General features: G+C 35.3%; 21 protein-coding genes. 12 read left to right on the top strand and 9 right to left on the bottom strand.

What is annotated here, in order from left to right:
• Positions 1 to 34 precede the first annotated feature (34 nt).
• Positions 35 to 250: a hypothetical protein gene (locus tag LUA86_RS03985; protein ID WP_231459300.1), complete on the bottom strand. Its 216-nt coding sequence runs from the start codon at positions 248 to 250 to the stop codon at positions 35 to 37.
• A 203-nt stretch (positions 251 to 453) separates the two neighbouring features.
• Here LUA86_RS03985 and LUA86_RS03990 point away from each other — a divergent pair, with 203 nt between their 5' ends.
• The 4 genes from LUA86_RS03990 to LUA86_RS04005 all read left to right on the top strand — a co-directional run bounded on the left by LUA86_RS03990 (position 454) and on the right by LUA86_RS04005 (position 3,304).
• Positions 454 to 1,020 (top strand): RNA polymerase sigma factor, encoded by a 567-nt coding sequence (locus LUA86_RS03990; RefSeq protein WP_231459302.1) that lies wholly within the window; start codon positions 454 to 456, stop codon positions 1,018 to 1,020.
• Between the two features lie 8 nt (positions 1,021 to 1,028).
• Positions 1,029 to 2,126 carry a trypsin-like peptidase domain-containing protein gene (locus LUA86_RS03995; protein WP_231459303.1) on the top strand — a complete coding sequence of 366 codons (1,098 nt, stop codon included), beginning with the start codon at positions 1,029 to 1,031 and terminating at the stop codon, positions 2,124 to 2,126.
• 156 nt (positions 2,127 to 2,282) lie between these two features.
• Complete coding sequence (locus LUA86_RS04000) at positions 2,283 to 2,918, top strand: peroxiredoxin (protein WP_231459304.1); 636 nt, start codon at positions 2,283 to 2,285, stop codon at positions 2,916 to 2,918.
• 188 nt (positions 2,919 to 3,106) lie between these two features.
• Complete coding sequence (locus LUA86_RS04005; protein ID WP_231459305.1) at positions 3,107 to 3,304, top strand: cold-shock protein; 198 nt, start codon at positions 3,107 to 3,109, stop codon at positions 3,302 to 3,304.
• A 62-nt stretch (positions 3,305 to 3,366) separates the two neighbouring features.
• On the opposite strand, the gene LUA86_RS04010 is transcribed toward LUA86_RS04005, so the two are convergent.
• From LUA86_RS04010 to LUA86_RS04025, 4 genes are read right to left on the bottom strand one after another with little or no spacing between them, the layout of a single operon-like run.
• Positions 3,367 to 4,551, bottom strand: coding sequence for a class I SAM-dependent methyltransferase (locus tag LUA86_RS04010; RefSeq protein ID WP_231459306.1), 1,185 nt, complete (start codon positions 4,549 to 4,551; stop codon positions 3,367 to 3,369).
• A 3-nt stretch (positions 4,552 to 4,554) separates the two neighbouring features.
• Positions 4,555 to 5,823 carry an aspartate kinase gene (locus LUA86_RS04015; RefSeq protein WP_231459307.1) on the bottom strand — a complete coding sequence of 423 codons (1,269 nt, stop codon included), beginning with the start codon at positions 5,821 to 5,823 and terminating at the stop codon, positions 4,555 to 4,557.
• Between the two features lie 3 nt (positions 5,824 to 5,826).
• On the bottom strand, positions 5,827 to 6,294 hold the full coding sequence (locus LUA86_RS04020; protein WP_231459308.1) for a GNAT family N-acetyltransferase: 468 nt from the start codon (positions 6,292 to 6,294) through the stop codon (positions 5,827 to 5,829).
• 2 nt (positions 6,295 to 6,296) lie between these two features.
• Complete coding sequence (locus tag LUA86_RS04025) at positions 6,297 to 6,998, bottom strand: YggS family pyridoxal phosphate-dependent enzyme (protein ID WP_231459309.1); 702 nt, start codon at positions 6,996 to 6,998, stop codon at positions 6,297 to 6,299.
• Between the two features lie 69 nt (positions 6,999 to 7,067).
• Here LUA86_RS04025 and LUA86_RS04030 point away from each other — a divergent pair, with 69 nt between their 5' ends.
• From LUA86_RS04030 to LUA86_RS04045, 4 genes are all read left to right on the top strand, one after another.
• Positions 7,068 to 7,448 carry a DUF4296 domain-containing protein gene (locus LUA86_RS04030; protein WP_231459310.1) on the top strand — a complete coding sequence of 127 codons (381 nt, stop codon included), beginning with the start codon at positions 7,068 to 7,070 and terminating at the stop codon, positions 7,446 to 7,448.
• A gap of 2 nt (positions 7,449 to 7,450) precedes the next feature.
• Positions 7,451 to 9,829: an endonuclease MutS2 gene (locus LUA86_RS04035; protein ID WP_231459311.1), complete on the top strand. Its 2,379-nt coding sequence runs from the start codon at positions 7,451 to 7,453 to the stop codon at positions 9,827 to 9,829.
• 301 nt (positions 9,830 to 10,130) lie between these two features.
• Complete coding sequence (locus LUA86_RS04040) at positions 10,131 to 10,829, top strand: CoA transferase subunit A (protein ID WP_231459312.1); 699 nt, start codon at positions 10,131 to 10,133, stop codon at positions 10,827 to 10,829.
• A gap of 53 nt (positions 10,830 to 10,882) precedes the next feature.
• On the top strand, positions 10,883 to 11,545 hold the full coding sequence (locus tag LUA86_RS04045) for a CoA transferase subunit B (protein ID WP_231459313.1): 663 nt from the start codon (positions 10,883 to 10,885) through the stop codon (positions 11,543 to 11,545).
• 154 nt (positions 11,546 to 11,699) lie between these two features.
• On the opposite strand, the gene LUA86_RS04050 is transcribed toward LUA86_RS04045, so the two are convergent.
• Positions 11,700 to 12,341: a uridine kinase gene (locus LUA86_RS04050; protein ID WP_231459942.1), complete on the bottom strand. Its 642-nt coding sequence runs from the start codon at positions 12,339 to 12,341 to the stop codon at positions 11,700 to 11,702.
• Positions 12,334 to 13,878, bottom strand: coding sequence for a LysM peptidoglycan-binding domain-containing protein (locus LUA86_RS04055; protein ID WP_231459314.1), 1,545 nt, complete (start codon positions 13,876 to 13,878; stop codon positions 12,334 to 12,336). The genes LUA86_RS04050 and LUA86_RS04055 overlap by 8 nt, the downstream gene beginning before the upstream one ends.
• Before the next feature lie 269 nt (positions 13,879 to 14,147).
• On the opposite strand from LUA86_RS04055, the gene LUA86_RS04060 reads away from it, so the two are divergent.
• The 3 genes from LUA86_RS04060 (at position 14,148) to LUA86_RS04070 (ending at position 19,010) form a co-directional block, all read left to right on the top strand.
• On the top strand, positions 14,148 to 14,627 hold the full coding sequence (locus LUA86_RS04060) for a Dps family protein (protein WP_231459315.1): 480 nt from the start codon (positions 14,148 to 14,150) through the stop codon (positions 14,625 to 14,627).
• Between the two features lie 90 nt (positions 14,628 to 14,717).
• Positions 14,718 to 16,550 (top strand): UbiD family decarboxylase, encoded by a 1,833-nt coding sequence (locus LUA86_RS04065; RefSeq protein WP_231459316.1) that lies wholly within the window; start codon positions 14,718 to 14,720, stop codon positions 16,548 to 16,550.
• A gap of 51 nt (positions 16,551 to 16,601) precedes the next feature.
• The gene (locus LUA86_RS04070; protein WP_231459317.1) at positions 16,602 to 19,010 is read left to right on the top strand and encodes a hypothetical protein; all 2,409 of its coding nucleotides are present in this window, start codon (positions 16,602 to 16,604) and stop codon (positions 19,008 to 19,010) included.
• A gap of 45 nt (positions 19,011 to 19,055) precedes the next feature.
• Here the strand turns inward: LUA86_RS04070 and LUA86_RS04075 are convergent, their stop codons facing one another.
• Positions 19,056 to 20,573 carry an OmpP1/FadL family transporter gene (locus tag LUA86_RS04075; protein WP_231459318.1) on the bottom strand — a complete coding sequence of 506 codons (1,518 nt, stop codon included), beginning with the start codon at positions 20,571 to 20,573 and terminating at the stop codon, positions 19,056 to 19,058.
• A gap of 27 nt (positions 20,574 to 20,600) precedes the next feature.
• Entirely contained in the window at positions 20,601 to 21,629 is a 1,029-nt protein-coding gene (locus tag LUA86_RS04080; RefSeq protein ID WP_231459319.1) for a hypothetical protein, read from the bottom strand.
• A 184-nt stretch (positions 21,630 to 21,813) separates the two neighbouring features.
• Between LUA86_RS04080 and proS the strand changes: the two genes are divergently transcribed.
• Positions 21,814 to 23,286, top strand: a complete 1,473-nt coding sequence (proS, locus tag LUA86_RS04085; RefSeq protein ID WP_231459320.1) for a proline--tRNA ligase — start codon at positions 21,814 to 21,816, stop codon at positions 23,284 to 23,286.
• Positions 23,287 to 23,351: the final 65 nt, after the last annotated feature.

A 23,351-nucleotide genomic window follows, 5' to 3' on the forward strand; every position in this document is an offset into this window, starting at 1 on the left:
CAAAAGCCTTTTATTCTTGTCTTTTAAATATTGACTAGTGAGCTTTAGCAGCAGAATCAACTTTAGCAGCAGCTGAATCAACTTTAGCAGCAGCAGAATCGATAGTTGCAGCAGCAGAATCAGCAGTTGCAGAAACTGAAGTATCAGCAGCAGTTGAATCAGCACCTTCAGCTTTTTTCTCTGAGTTACAAGCTACAACTGATAAAGATAAAGCTAAAGCTAAAAAGCCTAATTTGAATGCATTTTTCATTTTGAAATTTTTTTAAGTATTAATTAATTTACTGTTAATGCCGCAAAGGTAAAAAGGTAACCCGATTATTTTAAAAAAAGTGAAATTATTTTTTTTGGTATGGGTTACCGTTCAATTGTGGATAGTATTAATAACTATAGGTAGCGATAGATATTTTTTTTATCTAATATTGGGTTACTATTTATAGAAAAAAGTATTAACTAGTGAATAACGGTTTAAAGAGTTCAGTTCCAACAGATAGAGAGGTTATTTTAGGTATTCTAAATAACTCAGAAGATGCCCTTAACAAGTTATATAAAGCATATTATGCAATGGTTTTGCAGTTTATACTTAATAACAATGGGGATGAAGATGATGCGAAAGATGTTTATCAGGAAGCCATAATTGTTTTATACAATAAGATAAAACAAGGAGATTTTGAGCTAAGCAGTAAACTTAAAACATATATTTATTCGGTATGCCGGCGTATTTGGCTTAAGAAATTAGCGCAAAATAGCAAGAAGGCAGGTAATATAACCGATTATGAGGATGTGTTTGCGGTAGAGGAGGATGTAGAGCAACATGAAGAGAAGGATGCTGCTTTTGTTAAAATGCAATCTGCTCTGGGCCATTTAGGCGAACCTTGTAAAACCATTATTCAGGATTTTTATATCCACAATTTATCCATGCAGGATATTTGCGAGAAGTTTGGCTATACCAATACAGACAATGCAAAAACACAGAAATACAAGTGCCTGCAAAGGTTAAAGAAAATATTTTTTCAACATTAGTAACAGAGATGAGAAACGATTTAGAGTTAGATGCAATTATTGAAGATTATCTATTAGGTAAACTTATTGCACAGGAGGTTGAAGCTTTTGAGCAACTGCGCCGCAATGATGCAAGTGTTGATCATAAAGTGGTTTCGCATAAAGTATTCTTACATACTATGGAAGAATATGCGCAACAATTGTTGTTGAAAGAGCAGTTAGATAAAATTCATGCAGAAATTGATGTGGAAACTCTGGCCGCATCAGTTAGGCCTCATCCATCTCGCGTAATTCAATTGTGGCGTAAACATAGATCAGCAATTGCTGTAGCGGCTTCTTTCCTAGTATTATCATTTGTTTCGATATATTCTATTCAACATAATAGCCAACAGGCTGATAAATATGTTCAGTTAAGCAAACAAGTTACTAACGCGGTAAAAACGCAAAATAACTTAATCCGCAAAATTAGCAGCACTGCTGTTACGGCTAGTAAATTGCCTGCTAATCCGGGAAACTTCGGCGGAACAGGTTTTGCGGTTTCTACCAATGGTTATATCGCTACTAATTTGCATGTGATTACAGGTGCTGATTCTGTTTACATTCAAAATAACCAGGGAGAATCTTTTAAAGTGAAGGTTATTCTTAAAGACCCTGAATATGATATCGCAATTTTGAAAATCGATGATAAGAATTTCAAAAACTTATCTGCTTTGCCTTATACTATTAAAAGAAACAGCACAGGTGTTGGAGAAAATGTTTACACCTGGGGTTATCCAAAAGACGATGCCGTGCTTGGCGAAGGTTACGTAAGTTCTAAAAGCGGTTTTGTTGGCGATACAACTCAATATCAGGTGGCTATTCCTTTAAACCCAGGCAACAGTGGTGGTCCTTTGCTTGATAATAATGGTAACCTTGTTGGTATTATCAGTGGTAAAGAAACTTCGGCTGAAGGTGCATCATTTGCAATTAAATCAAAATATATTTTAGATGCTATGCGGGCGATTCCTCAAGATTCTTTAGGTAAGAAAATTTCTGCTAACCGTAAAAATGCATTATCAGGATTAAAACGTGCCAAGCAGATAGAAAAACTGCAAGATTATGTTTTCATGATTAAAGTTTATAATTAATTTACCCAAACAAATTAATATGCTTAAAACCTTGTCGGCTAAAACCTTCAAGGTTTTTTTTGTTTAACCACATATTGTTTTTTAATTATATAAAATCTATGTATTTACTATTCTATTGATTAGATTTGTTTATCAACTTTAAAAAAACAGATAATTATGAGCATAAGATTAGGCGATGTCGCACCAAATTTTCAGGCAGAAACATCGATAGGTAAAATAGATTTTTACGAGCATTTAGGTGATGGATGGGGTGTATTATTTTCGCATCCGGCAGATTACACACCGGTTTGTACTACAGAACTCGGACGTACGGCAGCTTTAAAAGGTGATTTTGAAAAACGTAATGTAAAGGTTTTAGCCATAAGCGTTGACACTGCAGAATCACATAAAGGGTGGATTAGCGACATAAATGAAACACAAAATACTTCGGTAGACTTTCCTATTATTGCCGATCCGGATAAAGTTGTAGCGAATTTATACGATATGATTCACCCTAATGCCTCCGAAACATTAACCGTTCGCTCTTTATTCGTGATTGGGCCTGATAAAAAGGTAAAACTTATCATCACTTATCCGGCTTCGACAGGTAGAAACTTCAATGAGGTTTTAAGAGTGATAGATTCTTTGCAGTTAACAGCCAATTACAGTGTGGCAACACCGGCAGACTGGCAAGATGGTGACGATGTTATTGTTGTAAATAGTATCAAAACTGAGGATATACCAGAAAAATTCCCGAAAGGACATAAAATTATCAAAACTTATTTAAGAACTACGCCTCAGCCGAACAAATAAGCTATTATTTTTAGGTGTTTAGTAATAATTAATTGCCTTTTTGCGGCTGATTAATTATATTTGATAGTTTTATTTCGGTATTAGCGCATATTCTGATTGTTTTAAGTGATTTTCTTTTCAATTGGTGGTGTAAAAATTAGAAACAAAGCAATAAGGGTTTAATTTCTATATTATTTTTTATTTTTTTTATGGCAACCGGAAAAGTTAAATGGTTTAATACGCAGAAAGGTTTTGGTTTTATTGTTCAAGAAGACAATAAAGATTTATTTGTACATTTTAAGGATGTTTTGGGTGGAATTGAGAGTTTGCAAGAAAACGATCAGGTTGAATTTGAAGTAGCAGAAGGTAGAAAAGGTTTGCAAGCAGTAAACGTTAAAAAGGTTTAACAACATATACTTTTAACATCCCTGTAAAAGTCTTTCCTAACAGTGGAAGACTTTTTATATGGTTAATAATATTGAATTATCTGTGCTGATATTACGATTAATTCATTTTGAACGTTCCTGGTGAAAATTAAAAATTCATTTTTTTCACTCTTTATTTTAAATTTCTTAACCAAGTCTTCTGCTTTCGCAGGATAATTTCTAACGATGACATTACCGCATAAATTTTTAATTTTCTTCAATTCATTACCTTTTATTATTGAAATGATTTTAAAAATTCTACCCGGAAAGGTTGATTCAATCTTTGAAGAAACATATAGTTGAGTTTGTTGGTGCAGTTTTTTTAAACCGTATTTTGAGCCAATCAGGTTAAATGCACCAGATTTTAAAAGCGCTACATCGGGCTCATGCAAGTATTCGCCACCATTTATGTGCTCAGCATAAAGTGCCTCAACATTCATTTCTGCTAAAGAAAAATTGAATTTCTTTTCAGTATCGTTTAAGGTAACCGCAATAATTTTTGCTGCTCCTGAAACAGCTTTATCTATAACCCACACCAATTCTTTGCATTCATTTTTTACGCTTACAATATGGATTTCAGACACGTATCTTAATTCAGCTAAGCCAGCAGCTATATCTAATAAGGGAGCAGTTTTTATTAATAGTCTGTTTGTTTTGGTTAAGATTTTATCAAGGTTACTAACTACATCAGGCGTACAATCTTTTAATAAAAATACCTTTCCTTTTTCTGCTCTTCTCGCCGGATCAATGTAAGCAGTATCGAATATATTTTTTGAATTCTCGAGGTATTCCAGTCCATCTACAGCTTTGAAGATGATATTTTTTATTTGTAGCTGCACTGCATTATGTTTTGCAATAGAAGATAAGCCTTCGTTGATTTCGCAATGTGTTATCTCAGAAACATATTTTGAGAAATAATAAGCATCTACACCAAAACCGGCGGTAAGGTCGATAAGGCTATTGCCTTTGGCCAACCTGGATTTGTATTTTGCCGTAATTTCTGATGAAGTTTGCTCGATAGATAGGGAAGAAGGGTAATAAATTTTTTCGGTGTGGTACCAGGAAGGTAATTTCCTCTCTGCTTTTTTTTTGGCTACAATCTGATTGGCAAGTTCTGCAGCAGAAATGTTTTTAAAAGGAGATTTAGATAATGCAATTTTATTTACATCATTGTTTAAGTTTAAATTGATATACGCTTGTACAGCATTATCTAAAATCTCAATATTCATTCTTTACAAAGCCTTATTTTTCATCACCATTTGGCAAGTATGTCTGCTTTTTACCTCTAACAAAATATCTTTACTTATGGTTACTCTATCAATGGTTTGCTGGTTATAGTATCTAATGGTTACCAGTTCTAGCTCTTTGTTGTATTTTACATTAAATTGCGTTGATAACTCTTTAATCAGCTTAGTGATTTTCTCTTCATTATCATCTACACTAACCGAAAAACTAATTGCAGAATTCAGCATGGTGTTAATCTTCACTCTGTGTTTATGAAATAAATCGAACATATTACTAAGGTTTTCTTCGATGATAAATGAATAATCTTTCGGGAAGATAGAAATCAGTGCCTGATTTACTTTAAATATAAATGAAGGAACAGGTAATGGGTTATTATCTTTTGTGATTGCCGTTCCATTGCCTTCTGGTGTGATAAACGAGCGTACAAAAAGCGGAATTCCCTTATTTTGTAGTGGTTTTATGGTTTTAGGATGAATTACTGTTGCTCCGTAATACGTAAGTTCAATCGCATCGTGGTAAGATAGCTGGTCGATTTTTTCCGTTTCATCAAACCATTTTGGGTCTGCATTTAAAACTCCTGGCACATCTTTCCAAATGGTAAGTGCCGCGGCATTTAAGCAAGAAGCAAAAATTGCAGCCGAATAATCAGAACCTTCTCTACCCAACGTTGTGGTGTAATTTTCACTTGTACCACCAATAAAACCTTGTGTTACAATGATATTATTGGCAATTAGAGGCTTTAAATCTTTATCGATTATTGAATTTGTTTTAGCCCAATCTACCTTTCCTTCGCGGTATGTGTTATCGGTTTTAATGTAATTTCTGGCGTCAGTCCAAAGTGCCTTATTTCCGGTTTCGTTTAACCAGGCTGCAACAATTTTTGTTGAAACCACCTCGCCGATTGATACGATTTGATCGTAAATGTAATCCGGATCGTTATCGGGTTCATCTTCTAATAACCAATCAATTTCTACAAAAGTATTTGCTATATCATCATAAACGGGATTTTGTTTTCCTTCGAATAAAGCTTCAATAATCTCAAAATGGAAATGCTTAACCTCATCAAAAATTGAATGAACGTTTTCACTCTGATTTAAATATGCTGTATTAAGTTCTTCTAATTTGTTAGTGATTTTGCCCATTGCAGAAACTACAATCAATAATTCACCCTTTTTATAATCGCGAACAATACCTGCTAAATTCTTAACACCTTCTGCATCTTTTACAGATGCACCACCGAACTTAAAAATATCCATGGATTATAAATTTTTAAGCTGGTCTTCAGATAGGGCTACGTTTAACCAGCCAGCTTCGTAATTTGCAGCGTACTTATTGTAAAAATTAATGGCAGGTTCGTTCCAATCTAATACTTGCCAAACCATACCGCTATAATTACCATTTTTAGCCTGGTTAATAACGGCCTCAAAGAGGATTTTTCCAATTCCTTTACCTCTAAAGCTTTCAGTTACAATAAAATCTTCTAAATACAATCTGCAACCTTTCCAGGTAGAATAACGGGTGTAATACAGCGCAAAACCTACAATAATGCCATCAACTTCGGCAACAAAGGCTTTCCAAACCGGGTTTTTACCAAAACCTGCATCTATAAAATGATCCAATTTTACGGTAACCTCTTCAGGCGCCTTTTCATAAACGGCAAGCTCGTTTATTAACTCAAGGAGCCTAATACAATCATCTGCAACTGCAACTCTAATGTTTACTTCCATATTTAATTTTCTGATGGATTGGCTTTAAAATGTTTTATAATTCTTTTGCCAAAAATGCCGCTTCCTATTCTTACCATGGTACTGCCTTCTTCGATGGCTATTTTATAATCGGCACTCATTCCTGTCGATATTTCTTTAAAGTAAGCATCATCTTTAAAAAAGCTGTGTTTAATGCCATCAAAAAGCACTTTTAGCTCATTAAATTCGATGGTAATTTGTTTTTCATTCTTTGTATTGGTTGCTATAGCCATTAAACCGGTAATGCTTACGTTTTCTAATTTAGAAAATTCCTCCGAACGAAGAATTTCAATAATTTCATCGTAAGCTAAACCAAATTTGGTGTCTTCATCTGCTATGTAAACCTGCAATAAACAATCGATTACCCTTTTGTTTTTCTTTGCTTGTTTATCAATTTCCTGAAGTAATTTTAAGCTATCTACTCCGTGTATGAGTGAAATAAATGGTGCAATATATTTAACCTTATTACTTTGCAAATGCCCAATCATGTGCCATTCGATGTCTTTTGGTAATTCTGCTTCCTTATCTGCAAGCTCCTGAACGTGGTTTTCGCCAAAAATTCTTTGGCCGGCATTATAAGCTTCTAAAATAGCTTCATTAGATTGTGTTTTTGAAACGGCAATCAGCTTCACGTTATCTGTTTCTACCTCTGTTTTATATTTTTTAAGATTATCAGCTATGCTCATTTATACCTATTTTTGTGTAAAATTAACAACCTTGTCGCAATTTTGGCAAAAAATAACAATTAATTAAGCGTGAGAAATTTAATCTACTTTGTATTGGCATCAGCATTTTTATTGGCCTGCAAAGAAAAGAGACCAGAAAATATAACTCCTCCAGAAAAACTGCAGCGTATTTTGTATGATATTCATGTTGTAGATGGCTACATTTCAACAATAGCGAATTCAGATTCATCAAAGAAAGTTGCTTCAGCTTATTACAAGGGTATTTTTAAAAGGTACGGAACTGATTCTGCAAAACATGCTCAGAGTATGGCTTATTATTATGCACACCCAACAGAGTTGGCTGAGGTTTATAAAGTAATCTCCAATAAATTGGAGCGACAAAAGAAAGTAATGGAAAAGGCCGATTCTACCAGAAAAGCAAAATTGGGTATAGGATTGGAAGTGAAATAAGTATGTTATATCCCGAAAATTGTTTAGAGCGCTTAGGCTTTTTAGAAGTTAAGCAATTAATTAGCAGGCATTGCTTGAGTATCATGGGGCAAACTATGGTATCGAAAATGCAGGTTATGAATCGTTTTGACCAGATTGATAAATTTTTGCGTCAAACGAATGAGTTTAAAAGTATTATCCAAAACCAGGAGCCACTTCAAATTAATACCTTCTTTGACATCAAATCTTTAATTGAAAAAATTAGAGTTGAAGGCACTTATCTTTTAGAAGAGGAGTGGTTTCAGATTTATACCTCGTTGCAAACTGTTTTTTCTGTTTTAAGGTTTTTTGAAGAAAGAGCAGAAGTTTATCCAACACTCGAAGCCTTGTTTGAACACTTGCCAATTGAGAAAAATATACTTCGTAAAATTGAGCAGGTGATTGATGCGAAAGGAAAAATCAAGCCAAATGCTTCAAAAGAATTGCAGGATATTACTGCATCCATCGCCAAAGCAGAGCAAGATGTAAGAAAAAGAATGGATTCCATTTACAAGCAGGCAATTGCAAACAATTGGGTTGCAGATGGAAGTTTAACCATTAGAGATGGGCGGATGTGTATCCCTGTTCTTGCAGAAAATAAGCGCAAGCTGAAAGGTTTTGTGCACGATGAATCGGCCACTGGGCAAACCGTTTACATAGAGCCTGAAGAAGTTTTTGCTTTAAATAATAAGTTAAGAGATTTAGAATTTGATAAGCGTAGAGAAATAATCAAAATTTTAATTGCCTTAACGGATGAATTGCGTCCGTATTCTCCTTTGCTATTATCGTATCACGGGTTTTTAACGAAGTTAGATTTTGTTAGGGCAAAAGCATTATTCGCCATAGAAATTGAGGCAGAAATGCCGGGTTTATTAAAAGAGCCAAAGGCGAAGCTTATCAATGCCAGACATCCTTTATTGCTTTTATCCTTTGCAGTTGATAAAAAAACGGTAACACCATTAAATATTCATATTGATACTGAAACCCGAATTGTGTTGGTTTCAGGACCGAACGCTGGTGGTAAATCTGTGTGTATGAAAACGGTGGGTTTGCTGCAGATTATGTTGCAAAGCGGTTTGCTAATTCCAGTAGATGCGAATAGCGAGGTTGGTATTTTCGATAATATTTTTGCAGATATTGGTGATGATCAATCTATTGAAAGTGACTTAAGTACATACAGCGCCCATTTAACCAAGATGCGTTATTTTGTAGAACACGCATCGCCAAAAACGATGGTTTTAATTGATGAGTTTGGAACCGGAACCGACCCGCAATTTGGCGGGCCGATGGCAGAAGCCGTTTTAGAAGTTTTAAATAACAAAAAAGTTAGAGGTGTTATTACCACGCACTACTCAAATTTGAAGCTATTTGCAGGCAATACAAATGGTTTAGAAAATGCTTCAATGCTTTTCGATAACTCAAAAATGAAGCCTTTGTATATTCTTGAAATGGGTAAACCGGGAAGTTCTTATGCTTTTGAGATTGCTCAAAATATTGGCTTACCGAAAGAAGTAATCCAACTGGCGAGAGAAAAAACAGGCTCTAACCAAAACCGGATTGATACGATGCTGGTTGATTTGGAACGTGAAAAGAAAACCATTTACGATGCAAAAGTTAGTCTGGCTAATCAACAAAATAAAGCCAAAAATCTTGTCGCAGAAAACGAAAAGCTAAAGGCTTTCTTAGATGAAAACCGAAGAGTTTTGATTAAAGAAGCCAAGCAAGAGGCGCAAAACATCATCAAAAATGCAAATAAACTTGTTGAAAATACCATTGCTGAAATAAAAGAAAAGCAGGCAGATAAAGTTGCAACCAAAGAATTAAGGCAGAATTTGCAAAAAGAACTGGTAAAACATGAGGTAAAAGTTGAAAAACCTAAACCTCAGCCTGTGGTGTTAGGCGGCGAGATTGAAGTAGGAGATTACGTAAAATTTAATGATAGCGAAACCACGGGCCTTGTTTTAGAGATTAACAGAAACGATTTGGTTTTGGCTATAGGCGATTTGCGATCCAATGTAAAGAAGAGCAGGGTTCAGAAAATTAGTAACCGCGAAGCTAAAAAAGCAGTTCAAAGCTCAGGTAATTCTTTTGCCGGCAGAATGAACGATGCCGTTTCTGGTTTTAGAGCAGAATTAGATTTAAGAGGTAAGCGAACTGAAGATGCCCTATTTGAAGTTGAAAAATATTTAGATAAAGCAATAATGCTTGGTTTCCCATCTATTAAACTTATTCATGGAAAAGGTGATGGGATTTTAAGGAAAATGATTCGTGAATATTTACGTAAATATAGCCAGGTTGATAGGATGGAAGATGAACACGCAGATAGAGGTGGAGATGGAATAACCTATGTGTATTTAAATTAAGAATATTAAAGCTTTATTTTTTCTTGTTGCCTGGGCACTTTTTACAGCGTTTGCCTTTCTTAAATTTTTCGCAGCACTTTTTATGATCTGCCATGCAGCTAAAAATAAAGCCAATGCCCTTTTGAATTTCAGGATCTGTTGGAATAAAGGTGATGTCTTCTCGCTCGTAAATCATTGCGCTACAAAAATAGTTCTTATTTAGATTAATTCCAATTGATTATTCCATTATGGTGTCTTTATGTCAAAATGTAGATTTAAATTTATGTTTTGTAATTTAGCGACCTAACCAAAAATTCATAAAATGATAAACAAAGTTGTATCAGGCGCTGAAGAAGCAATCCGGGATATATCTGACGGTTCTACAATAATGCTTGGCGGATTTGGCCTTTGTGGTATTCCGGAGAATTGTATTAATGCATTAGTTAGCAAAAAAGTTAGTGATTTAACCTGTATTTCTAATAACGCTGGGGTAGATGATTTCGGAATTGGCTTGATGTTAAAGCAGCGTCAGGTAAAAAAAATGATTTCTTCATACGTTGGTGAAAATGCTGAATTTGAAAGACAACTTTTAAGCGGTGAACTTGAGGTAGAACTTATCCCTCAAGGAACACTTGCAACACGTTGTTTAGCGGCTGGTTATGGTATGCCTGCCATTTTTACGCCTGCAGGTGTGGGTACTGAAGTAGCTGAAGGTAAGGAAATCAGAAATTTTAATGGAAAAGATTATTTAATGGAATTTGCTTTTGATGCAGATTTCGCAATTGTAAAAGCCTGGAAAGGAGACACCGCTGGAAATTTAATTTTCCGTTCTACAAGTAGAAATTTTAATCCGGTTATGGCAATGGCAGGTAAAATTACCATTGCCGAAGTAGAGGAATTGGTTGAAGCCGGAACTTTAGACCCAGATTATATTCATACACCGGGCATTTACGTTCACAGAATTTTTCAGGGAAAAAATTATGAAAAGAGAATTGAACAGAGAACAGTGAGGAAGAGTTAATTTGAATCTTTATTCAATCATACTTTAATTCAAAATTCAATTATTCTAAAATTATGTCATTATCAAAAGAACAAATTGCACAGCGCATAGCTAAAGAAATAAAAGACGGATATTATGTTAATCTTGGTATTGGTATACCTACGTTGGTGGCAAACTACATTCCTGATAACATAAATATTGTACTTCAATCTGAAAATGGATTGTTAGGTATGGGTCCGTTTCCGTTTGAAGGCGAAGAAGATGCTGATTTAATTAATGCAGGTAAGCAAACCATAACCACATTGCCTGGTTCATCAATATTTGATTCGGCTATGAGTTTTGGAATGATTAGGGCACAAAAAGTTGATTTAACCATTTTAGGTGCGATGGAAGTTTCTGAAAACGGCGATATCGCCAATTGGAAAATCCCTGGCAAAATGGTTAAAGGTATGGGCGGTGCTATGGATTTGGTTGCCTCGGCAAAAAATATAATTGTGGCCATGCAGCATATCAATAAAGCGGGTGAAAGTAAATTGTTACCAGCTTGTACATTACCTTTAACAGGTGTTAAGTGTATAAAAAAGGTTGTTACCGAATTAGCCGTTTTAGATATTTTACAAGAAGGTGGTTTTAAACTTTTAGAGATTGCTCCTGGTGTGAGTGTAGATTTCATCAGGCAATCTACCTTGGGCAAACTTATTGTAGAAGGGGAAATTCCTGAAATGAAATTAGATTAGGTATTAAACAAAGGGCTTTAAACTAAATTGTTATCCTACCATTTCCTTGTCACGCTGAGCTTCCCGAAGTATCGGAAAAAGTCGTTGAAACGCCGTAAATAAAATTACGGTAAGTCCTTCGACAAGCTAAGGATGACAGGTCTTGATATCTCCCTTAATTATCAATTAATATTCTATTCCTTAAATCGACAGATATTTCCTCTGTAATCGAAATAATTTCATCGGGTTCATCGCTATTGTTAAATACGATTTTATTACAGTTATCCTTATAAGGCAACAAATATTCTTTGTAGGCTGGTAGAACATGATTGTGCCATTTATACAGAACGTCATCTTCAGGGTATCCTCTTTCCAAACCATCGCGTTTAATGCGTCTATCTAAAGCAACTTGTTCATCAGCATCAATAAAAATCATGTGGTCTAATAATGCTGCAATTTCTTTAAAATGTAAGATGAATAATCCCTCAACGATAATAATAGGGGCAGATTTTATTTCAAGTATTTTAACAACCGCTAATGGATTATTAAAATTATATTCCTTTTTATAAACAACTTCACCATTCATCAATTGTTTAATGTCCCGTAAAAATTGTTCACTATCAATGGTAGAAGGTAAATCAAAATTGTAAAGCTTGTTTTCTTCCTGGGTCATTTCTCCTGCCGGGATGTAATAATCATCCTGAGAAACCAATGTTACTTCATCTTGTTTAAAATGATGGAGAAAACAGTTTAAAAAGAAAGTTTTTCCGGAACCGCTTCCTCCGGCAATACCAATTATAAAGGGTTTTTTATTCAAGCTCATGCACACCGTACGTTAAATTGCAGTAAAATCTTTTATCTAATGCGCCTAAAGAATCTGCTACTGCTTTAGTCATTACAATGATAACATCTTTTGTCGATTCGTTCTCGGTAAATTTACCAACAACCTTGGCTAAGGCTGTACGGTTTGTCATAGGGTTAGTTAATTTTATTATCGTGCCAATTGGCGCTGTACGATGTAGAACCAACATTTTACTTGCGTCTAAATCCGGGTCAGAAATTGAAACAGCAGCTCCTTTTTCATCAATTTGGCTCAAGCCATATTTACTTGGAGCTCCGCGAAGTTTTGGGTCTTTAAATGAAGTGCTATCCGGGTTACTATCCTGATCTTCTTTTGCTAACTCTGCAACTGATTTAGGCTCCGGTGCTTTTGGAATTAGTAATTTTTGGCCAACAGTAACCGTATTATCATTCAGCTTGTTTGCAGTTCTGATTTGATAAGCCGTAAGATTGAATTTTTTTGCAATAGAAAAAATCGTTTCGCCAGCACTTACGTTGTAAATAAAGCTTTCTTCTTTTGGTGTTTCTTTAACGATTGGCGGTGCAGTTGTTTCTTTAACCGGAGGAATATCTGTAACAATATCAGATGGAATTTTTAAAACCTGACCCGTTGACAAATTATTATCCTCGAGATTATTATTTCTCCTGATTTGATAAGCTGTTAAGCCATATTGTTTTGCAATGCTGAAAATGTTTTCGCCTTGTTTAACGGTATGCGTGCCAACCGCATCTTTAATAACTGGTGTAACTTTAGTTATTGGCGTTTCAACTTTAGCTACAGGAACTTCTGCTGATGTAACTACCTTATTTTCGTCGATATTTTTGGTGGCAGGTATTTTTAACTTCTGGCCAATGCGTAAATTTATGCTACTTAAATTATTTAATCTTTTTATTTCATCAACGGTGGTGCCATATTTCTCAGCAATTTTGCCTAAAAATTCTTTCGGTTTAACCTCGTGCTCAATTAATGTTTCGCTGTTATTGTTTACAGGTTCTGCAGCAGCAGTTGCGGTTTCTTTTTTAACAGCAGAAACATCTGTTTTTTGAGCTGGCGTTGCTCCGTTTTTAACCGGAATTTTTAAAACCTGTCCAATTCTTAAATTTGTACTGGTAAGGTTATTCAGTGATTTTAATTCATTTATAGTTGTACCGTATTTTTCGGCCAGCATATTTAAATTATCCTTTGCCACTACAATATGTTCGCCAGTATTGTTTGGCGTTGTTTGTGTAAGGGTTGAAGGGTTAGTGTTTGTAAAAGGAACATTGGTTGGCACCTTAATAATTACACCTATCTGAAGATATTTATTATCGTTAAAGGCCATTATCTCTTTTGGAGCAACATTATAACGCCTGCCTATTGAGTAATATGTATCTTTTGCTGCAGCTTGATGAACAATTAACTTTTTTCCGTTGTTGTTTTCTACGCCTATTGAATCGATAACGATATGATTTGCCTTTGCTTTAGATGCATTTAGAGCAAGAAAAAGCAGTGCTGATAAACCTATTTTATACATTTATTTTTATCTAAATTTTTATAAAGGGTAGCAATTATACGAATAATATTAAAACCAACTGAACTTAGAATAGGTTTTTTGCGGTTTGAAATACGATTAAGTAATGCTTTTCCCAGATTTTTTATGAATTATATTTATGTAACAATGTGCTGTTTTTAGCAGCCATGATTATTAAACGAACATATAATTACGGTATTGTTTAAATTAAACTTTACGCGAAACTTTTAGTTTATTTGTTTGTTAGAGAGACATTAAATATAAATATAAAAATGGACGCTAAAGAGATAAGTTTAAATGAAAAAGAAGTAAAACCTGTGGTTGATCTTCTGAATGATTATTTGGCAAATTATCATATCCACTACCAAAAATTAAGAGGTTGCCACTGGAATGTTAAAGGTCAGAATTTTTTTACCTTACATGTAAAGTTTGAGGAGTTGTATACAAATGCGCAATTAACTATCGATGAAATTGCAGAACGTGTTTTAACCTTAGGCAAGCCACCTCATAGTCGTTTTGCCGATTACATCAAAGAATCGCAAATTAAAGAGGTAAACACCATTGGCATGAAAGACATGGATATGGTTGATGAAATTTTACAAGATATGGCAACTTTAATAGATATTGAGCGCCAATTATTGGATGAAACTGATAAAGCAGGGGATGATGGTTCAAACGATATGGTAAACCGCTTTATGCAATTTAAAGAAAAAAATACCTGGATGCTTCGCTCGTTTGCAGGTAAAAAATAAGATAATAGTATTTCATGCCACAGATTTGTAGATTTCGTTTTAAATCTGCTAATCTGTGGCTTTTTTGTTCTTCAGCATTTATCTTTGTGCATGGCGTATAAAAGTTTAGCAGAATGCATTACCGATTTAGAAAAGCATGGTCATTTACTTAGGATAAAAGAGGAAGTCGACCCATATTTAGAAATGGCTGCAATCCATTTACGCATTTATGAAAATAATGGTCCGGCTATATTCTTCGAAAAAGTTAAGGGAAGTCCTTTCCCGGCAGTTTCTAATTTATTCGGCACTTTAGAACGCTCCAAATTTATCTTTCGAGATACTTTACCGAAAGTTCAACAGTTGGTTGGGTTGCGTTCAGATCCAATGAAAGCGCTTAAAAAGCCTTTCAAATACGCTGGTTCGGCCCTTACAGCACTATCTGCTTTGCCAATGAAAACGCCTTCGGCAAAACGTAATTTCCTGAAAACAGATATCAGCAAATTACCTCAAATTGTAAATTGGCCAATGGATGGTGGTCCGTTTGTTACTATGCCTCAAGTTTACACCGAAGATGTTGATAAACCTGGTGTTTTAAATGCTAATCTTGGCATGTATCGCATTCAACTTGGTGGAAACGATTACATTCAAGACAAAGAAATAGGCTTGCATTATCAAATTCATCGTGGTATCGGTGTTCATCAATCTAAAGCTAACGCATTAGGGATTCCACTTAAAGTAAGCATTTTTGTAGGTGGGCCACCTTCGCATCCGCTTGCGGCTGTTATGCCATTGCCAGAGGGTTTATCTGAAATGACATTTGCAGGTGCACTGGGTGGAAGAAGATTCAGATACTTTTATGATGATGAAGGTTTTTGTATTTCAGCTGATGCAGACTTCATCATCACCGGAACAGTTTATCCAAATGAGAATAAGCCCGAAGGGCCTTTTGGCGACCATTTAGGTTATTATAGCTTAACGCATCCTTTTCCTTTAATGAAAGTACATAACGTTTACCATAAAAAGGATGCGATTTGGTCGTTTACCGTAGTTGGTAGACCGCCTCAGGAAGATACAAGTTTCGGTGCCTTAATTCATGAAATTACTGGTTCTGCCATTCCTCAGGAAATTCATGGATTGAAAGAAGTTCATGCGGTAGATGCCGCAGGTGTACATCCATTACTTTTTGCTATCGGTAGCGAAAGGTATACTCCATATCTGAAGGAGCGAAAACCTCAAGAAATTTTAACGATTGCGAATCATATTTTAGGTAAAAACCAGTTAAGCTTAGCTAAATATCTCTTTATTGCGGCGAAGGAAGATAATGAGGCGTTAAGCACACATCATATTGAAGAATTTATTCAGCATGTTTTAGAACGAATAGATTTAAAAACAGATTTGCACTTTTATACCAATACTACGATAGATACTTTAGATTATAGCGGCGCCGGATTAAATAGTGGTTCAAAAGTTGTTATCGCGGCAGCCGGGAATAAAAAACGAGCACTTTGGAATGAACTTCCTGACTTAGTTCTCGCTGAAGGATTTTCTAAGCCTAAAATTGCAATGCCTGGTGTTTTAGTTTTACAGGCTGATAAATATCAAAACGCTGAAAAAACTGCAGCAGAGATTGCCAAATTAAATATCTCTTTAATTGATAAAGATTTATCAGGCTTGCCGTTAATTGTAATTGCCGATGATTCTGAATTTACAGCTGCAACAACAAATAATTTGGTTTGGGTAGCATTTACAAGAAGTAATCCGGCAGCAGATATTTATGGTATTAATGATTTTACAATCGATAAGCACTGGGGTTGTAAGGGTTCGATGATTATTGATGCCCGTAAAAAACCACACCATGCGCCAGAATTGATTAAAGATGCAACTGTAGAAGCTAAAATTAATCGCATGGCAGAGCAGGGCGGCATTTTACAAGGACTTATTTAGTTTCCATTTATAAAATAATATGAGCATTTTTAAGCAACATCCAATTATTATATGCTTAAGAAATTACCTGTTTTTTTTATCATTTTACTATTTTCAGCAAAAATAAATGCTCAGGTAAATAAGGCCGATAGTATTGCAAATGTTTTAGATAGGTATTCCTCAAAAAACATTTTATCAACTCTTTTTATCCACTTTGATAAAAATGTATACACCAATAATGATCAGGTTTGGTTTACGGGTTATCTGCTAAAAACTGCGACCGATTTAAGCAATTACCACACTTTATATTTATCGCTGCTTAGCGATGCAGACAGTTCGATAGTGGTACAAAAGAAGTTTTTAATTGAAAAGGGCTTCGTTTTAGGTAATTTGAGGTTGCCAGATTCTATCCTCAACGGAAATTTTAAGTTTATTGCACACACTAATATAAAACTTAATGGCAAGCCAGATGTGGAGTTTGTACAATCCATTGCTATAAAATCTAATAAAGTAAATCCTTTAACCGCTAACTTGTCTGTTTTTAAAACTAAAGATGAAAAAACCGGCAATGGATCTGTTTTGCTGAAGGTACTAAGCGGTGATAATCGTTTTATTCCAAATGCAGAGGTAAGTTATGTAATTGGAAAGCAGCATCAGATTTTGCTTAGCGGAAAATCGAAAACCAGCATAATTGGTGAGGTTATGATTGATTTTCCCGCTGATAAAATTACTGCTGAAAATAATATCATCTCAGTTACTGTTAAAAAGGACAAATACATCCGGTATGCAAAAATTGAACTTCCATTTAATCAGTCGGTTCAATACAAGGTAAACTTTTATCCGGAAGGTGGATACATGGTTACCGGAATTCCAGGCAAGGTAGGGTGGGAGATAACTGATATTGAAGGTTCTGCCATCAGCGCAAAAGGTGTTTTGTTTGCCAATGATAAAGTTCTGGATACGATTGTAACTAAATCATCAGGTATGGGTTGGTTTTATTTATCGCCCGAAAAAAATGTAAAGTATATTGTTAAACTTATAAAAGATAAAACTCTGATTGGGAATTTTGAACTACCGCAAAGCTTAAATTCTGGTGCGATTGTTAAATTTCCTGCCGCATTTGGAAATGATGAGCTTAAGTTTTTTATCGAAAGTAATGTAAAAACCCAAGCGCATGTAGTTATCCATAATTATGAGCATCTATATTCGTTAGCCAAAATAAATTTAAGCCCTACAAAACCATCTAAAATTACTATAAAACTCGATTCTGTTCCTAAAGGCATTAATGTACTCACCTTATTAGATAGCCTGTATCGTCCAATTGCTGAACGGATTTTCTTTGCTCATTATGATAAAATAGAAAAGCTGGATATCGATGGGGCTAAAGAACAATATTTAACAAGGGATAGTGTTAAGCTTAATTTGAAACTAAATCCAACGGATAAAAGTCGTAATAAAGGATTAGTTTCTATTGCTGTTGTACAATCAAACAGGGTTAATCTCGCAAACAAGAAAAATATTGTTGATTATAATTATTTAGAAAATAATTTGGGTTTATTGCCTGTAAATGTTTCAGGCATAAAGCTTAATGACTTAAATTATCTGGAAGATGTTTTATTAATTAAAGGCTGGCGTAAATATAAATGGCCTAATGAAAAAGATATCGAAATAATGGCAAAAAACGATGTTTCTTCTTTAGAATATTCTGGTACGATTTCCAAAGGCAAAAATGTAATAAAATCTCCTATGCAACTTACCACAATTGCCGGAAGTAACATAAATCAAGTTTTTACCGATAGTTTAGGCTATTTTAAACTGCCTTACAATAGCTTGATTACTGAGTCTGCACAGAAAATTTGGTTAAGCTACGGAGGTAAAAATCCGGCTTTGTACAATGTTAAAATCAGCGACCCTTTTGATGAGATTAAAACCTTTTTAAAGCAATTTAAATTTGAAAATAGCTTCAATAAGATGGATGTTTTAGCATCGGCAGAAAATATATCTTCTTTTGATGGAATTAAATTAAATGAAGTAACCATTAAAAAATCTAACGATAATTCGATTGGTTTTCAAAATATAACAGGTGTAAATGAATGTGGCGATTATGTATGCCAATACGGAATTTTAAATTGCAATAATCATTCTTTTGGTACATTACCCATAAAAGGAAAAACTTATCCATCTAATGGCAGAACGGTTATTTATGCCGGGTGTTTGCAGAAAGAAACCAGTCCAAATTTTTTAGTGTTAAATGGCATAGAATTACCGAAAGAATTTTATGTTTCGGATATCACCAATAAAAATGAACCCATAAATTTTGCCACAATTTACTGGAGCTATCAAACTGTAATAGATAATAAAGCCGAAACACCATTAATTTTCACCACTGGTGATTTAACAGGCGATTTTAAAATCATTATTCAGGGTGTAACAGAAAATGGACCAGTATATAGCGAAAAGCTAATTTCTGTTAAAAAATAAAAGTCCTGATTTTCACCAGGACTTTTAAACTCAAATTTTATTCTTTTAAAATCTTACGCCGAAAGTTAAGAAAACATTATCTGCAGTGTTTTTCAAGTTTGCGGTCGGTCCGGCTCCTGTAAAACTATAATCAGGATAATCTGCTGAAATCGTGTATGGAGAATTTGTAGAATCCCATTTAGTATGTCTGTAAGTAACATCTAAATAATAGTTATCGAAACGATATCCTAAACCACCGCTATAGGCTTGCGTTGTAAAATCTAAATTTTTGTATGGGCTACCTGAATAAGAATATCCACCTCTAATCATAAACTGATTAACCAATTTAAATTCTAAACCTGCTCTGTAGTTAAAATTGCCTTTGTATAAAGCTTGAATATCACGATTTGTATTTATTGTTTCATTACTGAAGTTAGAAGAAAAATGAATACTGCTGTAATCAACATATTCAGCATCTGCTGTAATTAATCCGCTATTACCCAATATATAGGCTATACCACCATTAACACGGTAAGGCGTTCTAAGCGTGTATTCAGAATTATAGTTAGATAAAGGATTTGTGTATTCAGGTACATTCGTTCCATCAGCTCTCTTGAACCTGGTATTTAAGTTTTCTGAAAAATTATCAGTTAAGCTATACCACGTTGGTGTAATCAAACTTAAACCTAATCTTAATTCGTTTACTGGTTTGTAAATCACACCAAGTTTCGCGTTTATACCATTACCTCTGGTTTGTTGGATAGAGTTATAATTTAAACTGTAAGTTCCATTTACAAAAACAGGATCTTGACCGGCATATGTTAAATTATTACCATTTTCAGAGAATGCAATATCAGAATTGTAATTAACGTTTGTTAAACCTAATGATAAACCCAGATAAAGTTTATTGCCATAATTACCAGCCATACCAATATTTACTTCAGATTGAGAACCTGAGCGGGTAATGATATTTTGTTGATTATTATTTAAAGCAGTTGTTGGGAAATAGCCGGCAGGGTCATATTCAATTAAGAAATTATCATAAGCCATTTTTTCTAATGAGCCAGATGCTAAACTTGCCTCTGGTGTAGTGCCTGCAATGTTTGCGAAGTAATCAGCCATTGAGCTTTTTGTATTCCTACCACCATAGGTGATGTTTTGATTGAAATTATTGGTTTTGTTATAAGCAACACCAAAATTTACGCTAACCCATCCATCGTTCAAATTAGAACCTTTTGATTTATTTGTTGGAGAATAAAATACTAAACCAACCTGGTTAATTCCAGCTTTGCTTTTCTTATCAGATAAATTATTGCCTAAATATTCAGAACCGGTTTTAAAATTGTTAAATTCTGGAGTAAAGGTAAATTCAGATTTAGTGAAAAAACCTAAACCTGCAGGATTTCCTGATAGTGAACTAACATCGCCACCAAGAGCAGTTTGTGCACCACCTAAGCCTTTAAATCTTGAAGTTGTACCAAATTCTGGTTGCGAAAAGCGTAGCACATCACTTGTGTATTGGGCATATAAAGAATTGCTGGCAAGAACTATTCCTGCCACAATAAAAATTGATCTAAGTTTCATCTTATAAATTGTGTGAATGTGTTAATATTATCTGCCGCCACCTCTTGTTGGTCTGCCGCCGCCACCGCCGCCGCCGCCACTAGAACTACCGCCGCCACTGCTTCCTGATGATGATGGTGGAGGACTGTAACTTCCACGGTCTGGTCTGCTTTGTGGTTGTGGTTGAGATTGTTGAATTTGCGGTCTGCTGAAACCTTCATCACGAGATGGTCTTGAACTTGTACGTCCGCTTTGACCATTATTTGTAGTATTGCCATTGTTTCCGTTAGACCATCTTTCCGGGCGACCTGAGTTATTTGTAGAAACTGCTGGTCTGCCGTAATTGCCACCACTGATAGGCGTTCTTGAACCTGTACTTCCGTAAGAGCCACGGTTATCACCATCTCTATTTGGTCTTGGTCTGCCATTGCTAGAGTAACTTCCGCCACCGTAATAGCCGCCTCCAACACCAAACCAACCGGCACCACCGTACCAGCCACCGCCGCCCCAACCAAAGCGATCATAATAAGAGTTCATACCCCAGCCCCAACCAGAATTCCATCCCCAGTAAGGGTTGTAGCCAAAGTTGCCGAAGTTATAAGGATTGTTCCAGATGCTGCCATAGCCCCATCCGTTTCCATACCAACCACCGCCCCAGCCAAGGCCATAACCGTTATTCCAGCCCATGTTACCATAACCTAAATAATTGGTTATTCCATAACTACTGCCATACCCGAAGTTGTTTCCGTAAGCAAAGTTATCATAGTAAGGGTCATAGTATCCTCTAAAAGTAGAGCCATTATAAAAGCGATTTATTCTTGAAGAATAATCCATATCATAATAAGGATTACTTGTTCCATAATATTCATCGTAATCCTGATCGCCTTGAGCATACTGCTGTTGTTGCTGCTGCTGCGATGGTGCAGGTGCACGGTATTCAACTTCCCGAGCTTTCGCTACGGTGTTGTAAACATCATCATCAGCTGAAGAATTTTGAGCCAATTTTGGTGTAGAGCATGATGCAACCAACCCAGCGGCTGCAATCATTACAATGGGTAAAAATTTAATTGGTTTCATTGTGTTTATATTTAGTTGTGTGTGTGCTATAATTAATAAACGATATTTTCGATAAAAGGTTAGTCACTTAATTAACATTATAATTAATGCTTCATCTCAACAATCGTTTTGTAGGCATAAATTTATAAATTTGTAGCTTAATTTCACATTATTTAACACACAATTTACGTTCCAAATACATAACATGAGCAAAGAAATTACAAGCAGAGAAGCAGATTACTCACAATGGTACAATGATATCGTTATAAAGGCAGATTTGGCAGAGCATTCTGCTGTACGCGGTTGTATGGTAATCAAGCCAAATGGCTACGCAATCTGGGAGAAAATGCAGGCCGTTTTAGATAAAATGTTTAAAGATACGGGTCATCAGAATGCCTATTTCCCTTTGTTCATTCCAAAGTCATTTTTTTCCAAGGAAGCCTCTCACGTTGAGGGCTTTGCAACAGAATGTGCTGTAGTAACACACTATCGTTTAAAAAATGATGGTAATGGAAATATTGTTGTTGATGAGAGTGCCAAACTCGAGGAAGAATTAATCGTTCGCCCAACTTCCGAAACCATTATTTGGAACACCTATAAAGGCTGGATTCAATCTTACAGAGATTTACCAATTTTAATAAATCAATGGGCAAATGTGGTGCGTTGGGAAATGCGTACTAGATTGTTTTTACGTACAGCAGAATTTCTATGGCAAGAGGGGCATACGGCGCATGCAACATCAGAAGAAGCTATCGAAGAAACGGAACGTATGCTTCATATTTATGCTGATTTTGTTGAAAACTGGTTGGCGGTACCTGTTGTTAGAGGAAGAAAATCGCCGAACGAAAGATTTGCCGGTGCTTTAGATACTTATTGTATTGAAGCTTTAATGCAAGATGGTAAAGCTTTGCAGGCAGGAACTTCACACTTTTTGGGTCAAAATTTTGCTAAAGCTTTTGATGTTAAATTTACGGGTAAAGATGGTAAACTGGATCATGTTTGGGCTACTTCATGGGGCGTATCAACACGCCTGATGGGTGCATTAATTATGGCACATAGTGATGATTCTGGATTGGTAATTCCTCCTAAATTGGCGCCAATTCAAGTGGTAATCGTTCCCATTTATAAAAACGATGAAGACTTAGCTAAAATAACAGCTTATGTTAATGAGCTAAGTATGAGTTTGAAAGGCTTTGGTATTTCTGTTAAATATGATGATAGAGATACGCAGCGTCCGGGTTTTAAATTTGCAGATTACGAAATGAAAGGTGTGCCGGTTCGTATTGCAATTGGTGGTAGAGATATTGAAAACAAAACGGTAGAAATTGCCCGCCGGGATACAAAGACCAAACAAACTGTTCCGCAGGAAGGTTTAGATATCTATATTGCTAAATTATTGGAAGAAATTCAACAGGCAATGTTTGATAAGGCTTTAGCTTACCGCGATGCGCATATTACTGAAGCAAATAGTTACGATGAATTTAAAACGCTTCTTGATGATAAAGCCGGTTTTATCTCAGCACATTGGGACGGAACTCCAGAAACAGAACAAAAAATAAAAGAAGAAACTAAGGCTACAATTCGTTGTATTCCTTTAGATAATAAGTTAGAAGATGGAATCTGCATTTATTCTGGTAAGCCATCTACGCAACGCGTATTATTTGCAAGAGCCTATTAACAGATTTTAGAATTTAGATTTTCGATTGTTTGATTAAAACGTTAGTCTTAATACTTTATAATTAT

It is taken from the genome of Pedobacter sp. Leaf132, from assembly GCF_920984695.1.
Taxonomy (GTDB): Bacteria; Bacteroidota; Bacteroidia; order Sphingobacteriales; family Sphingobacteriaceae; genus Pedobacter.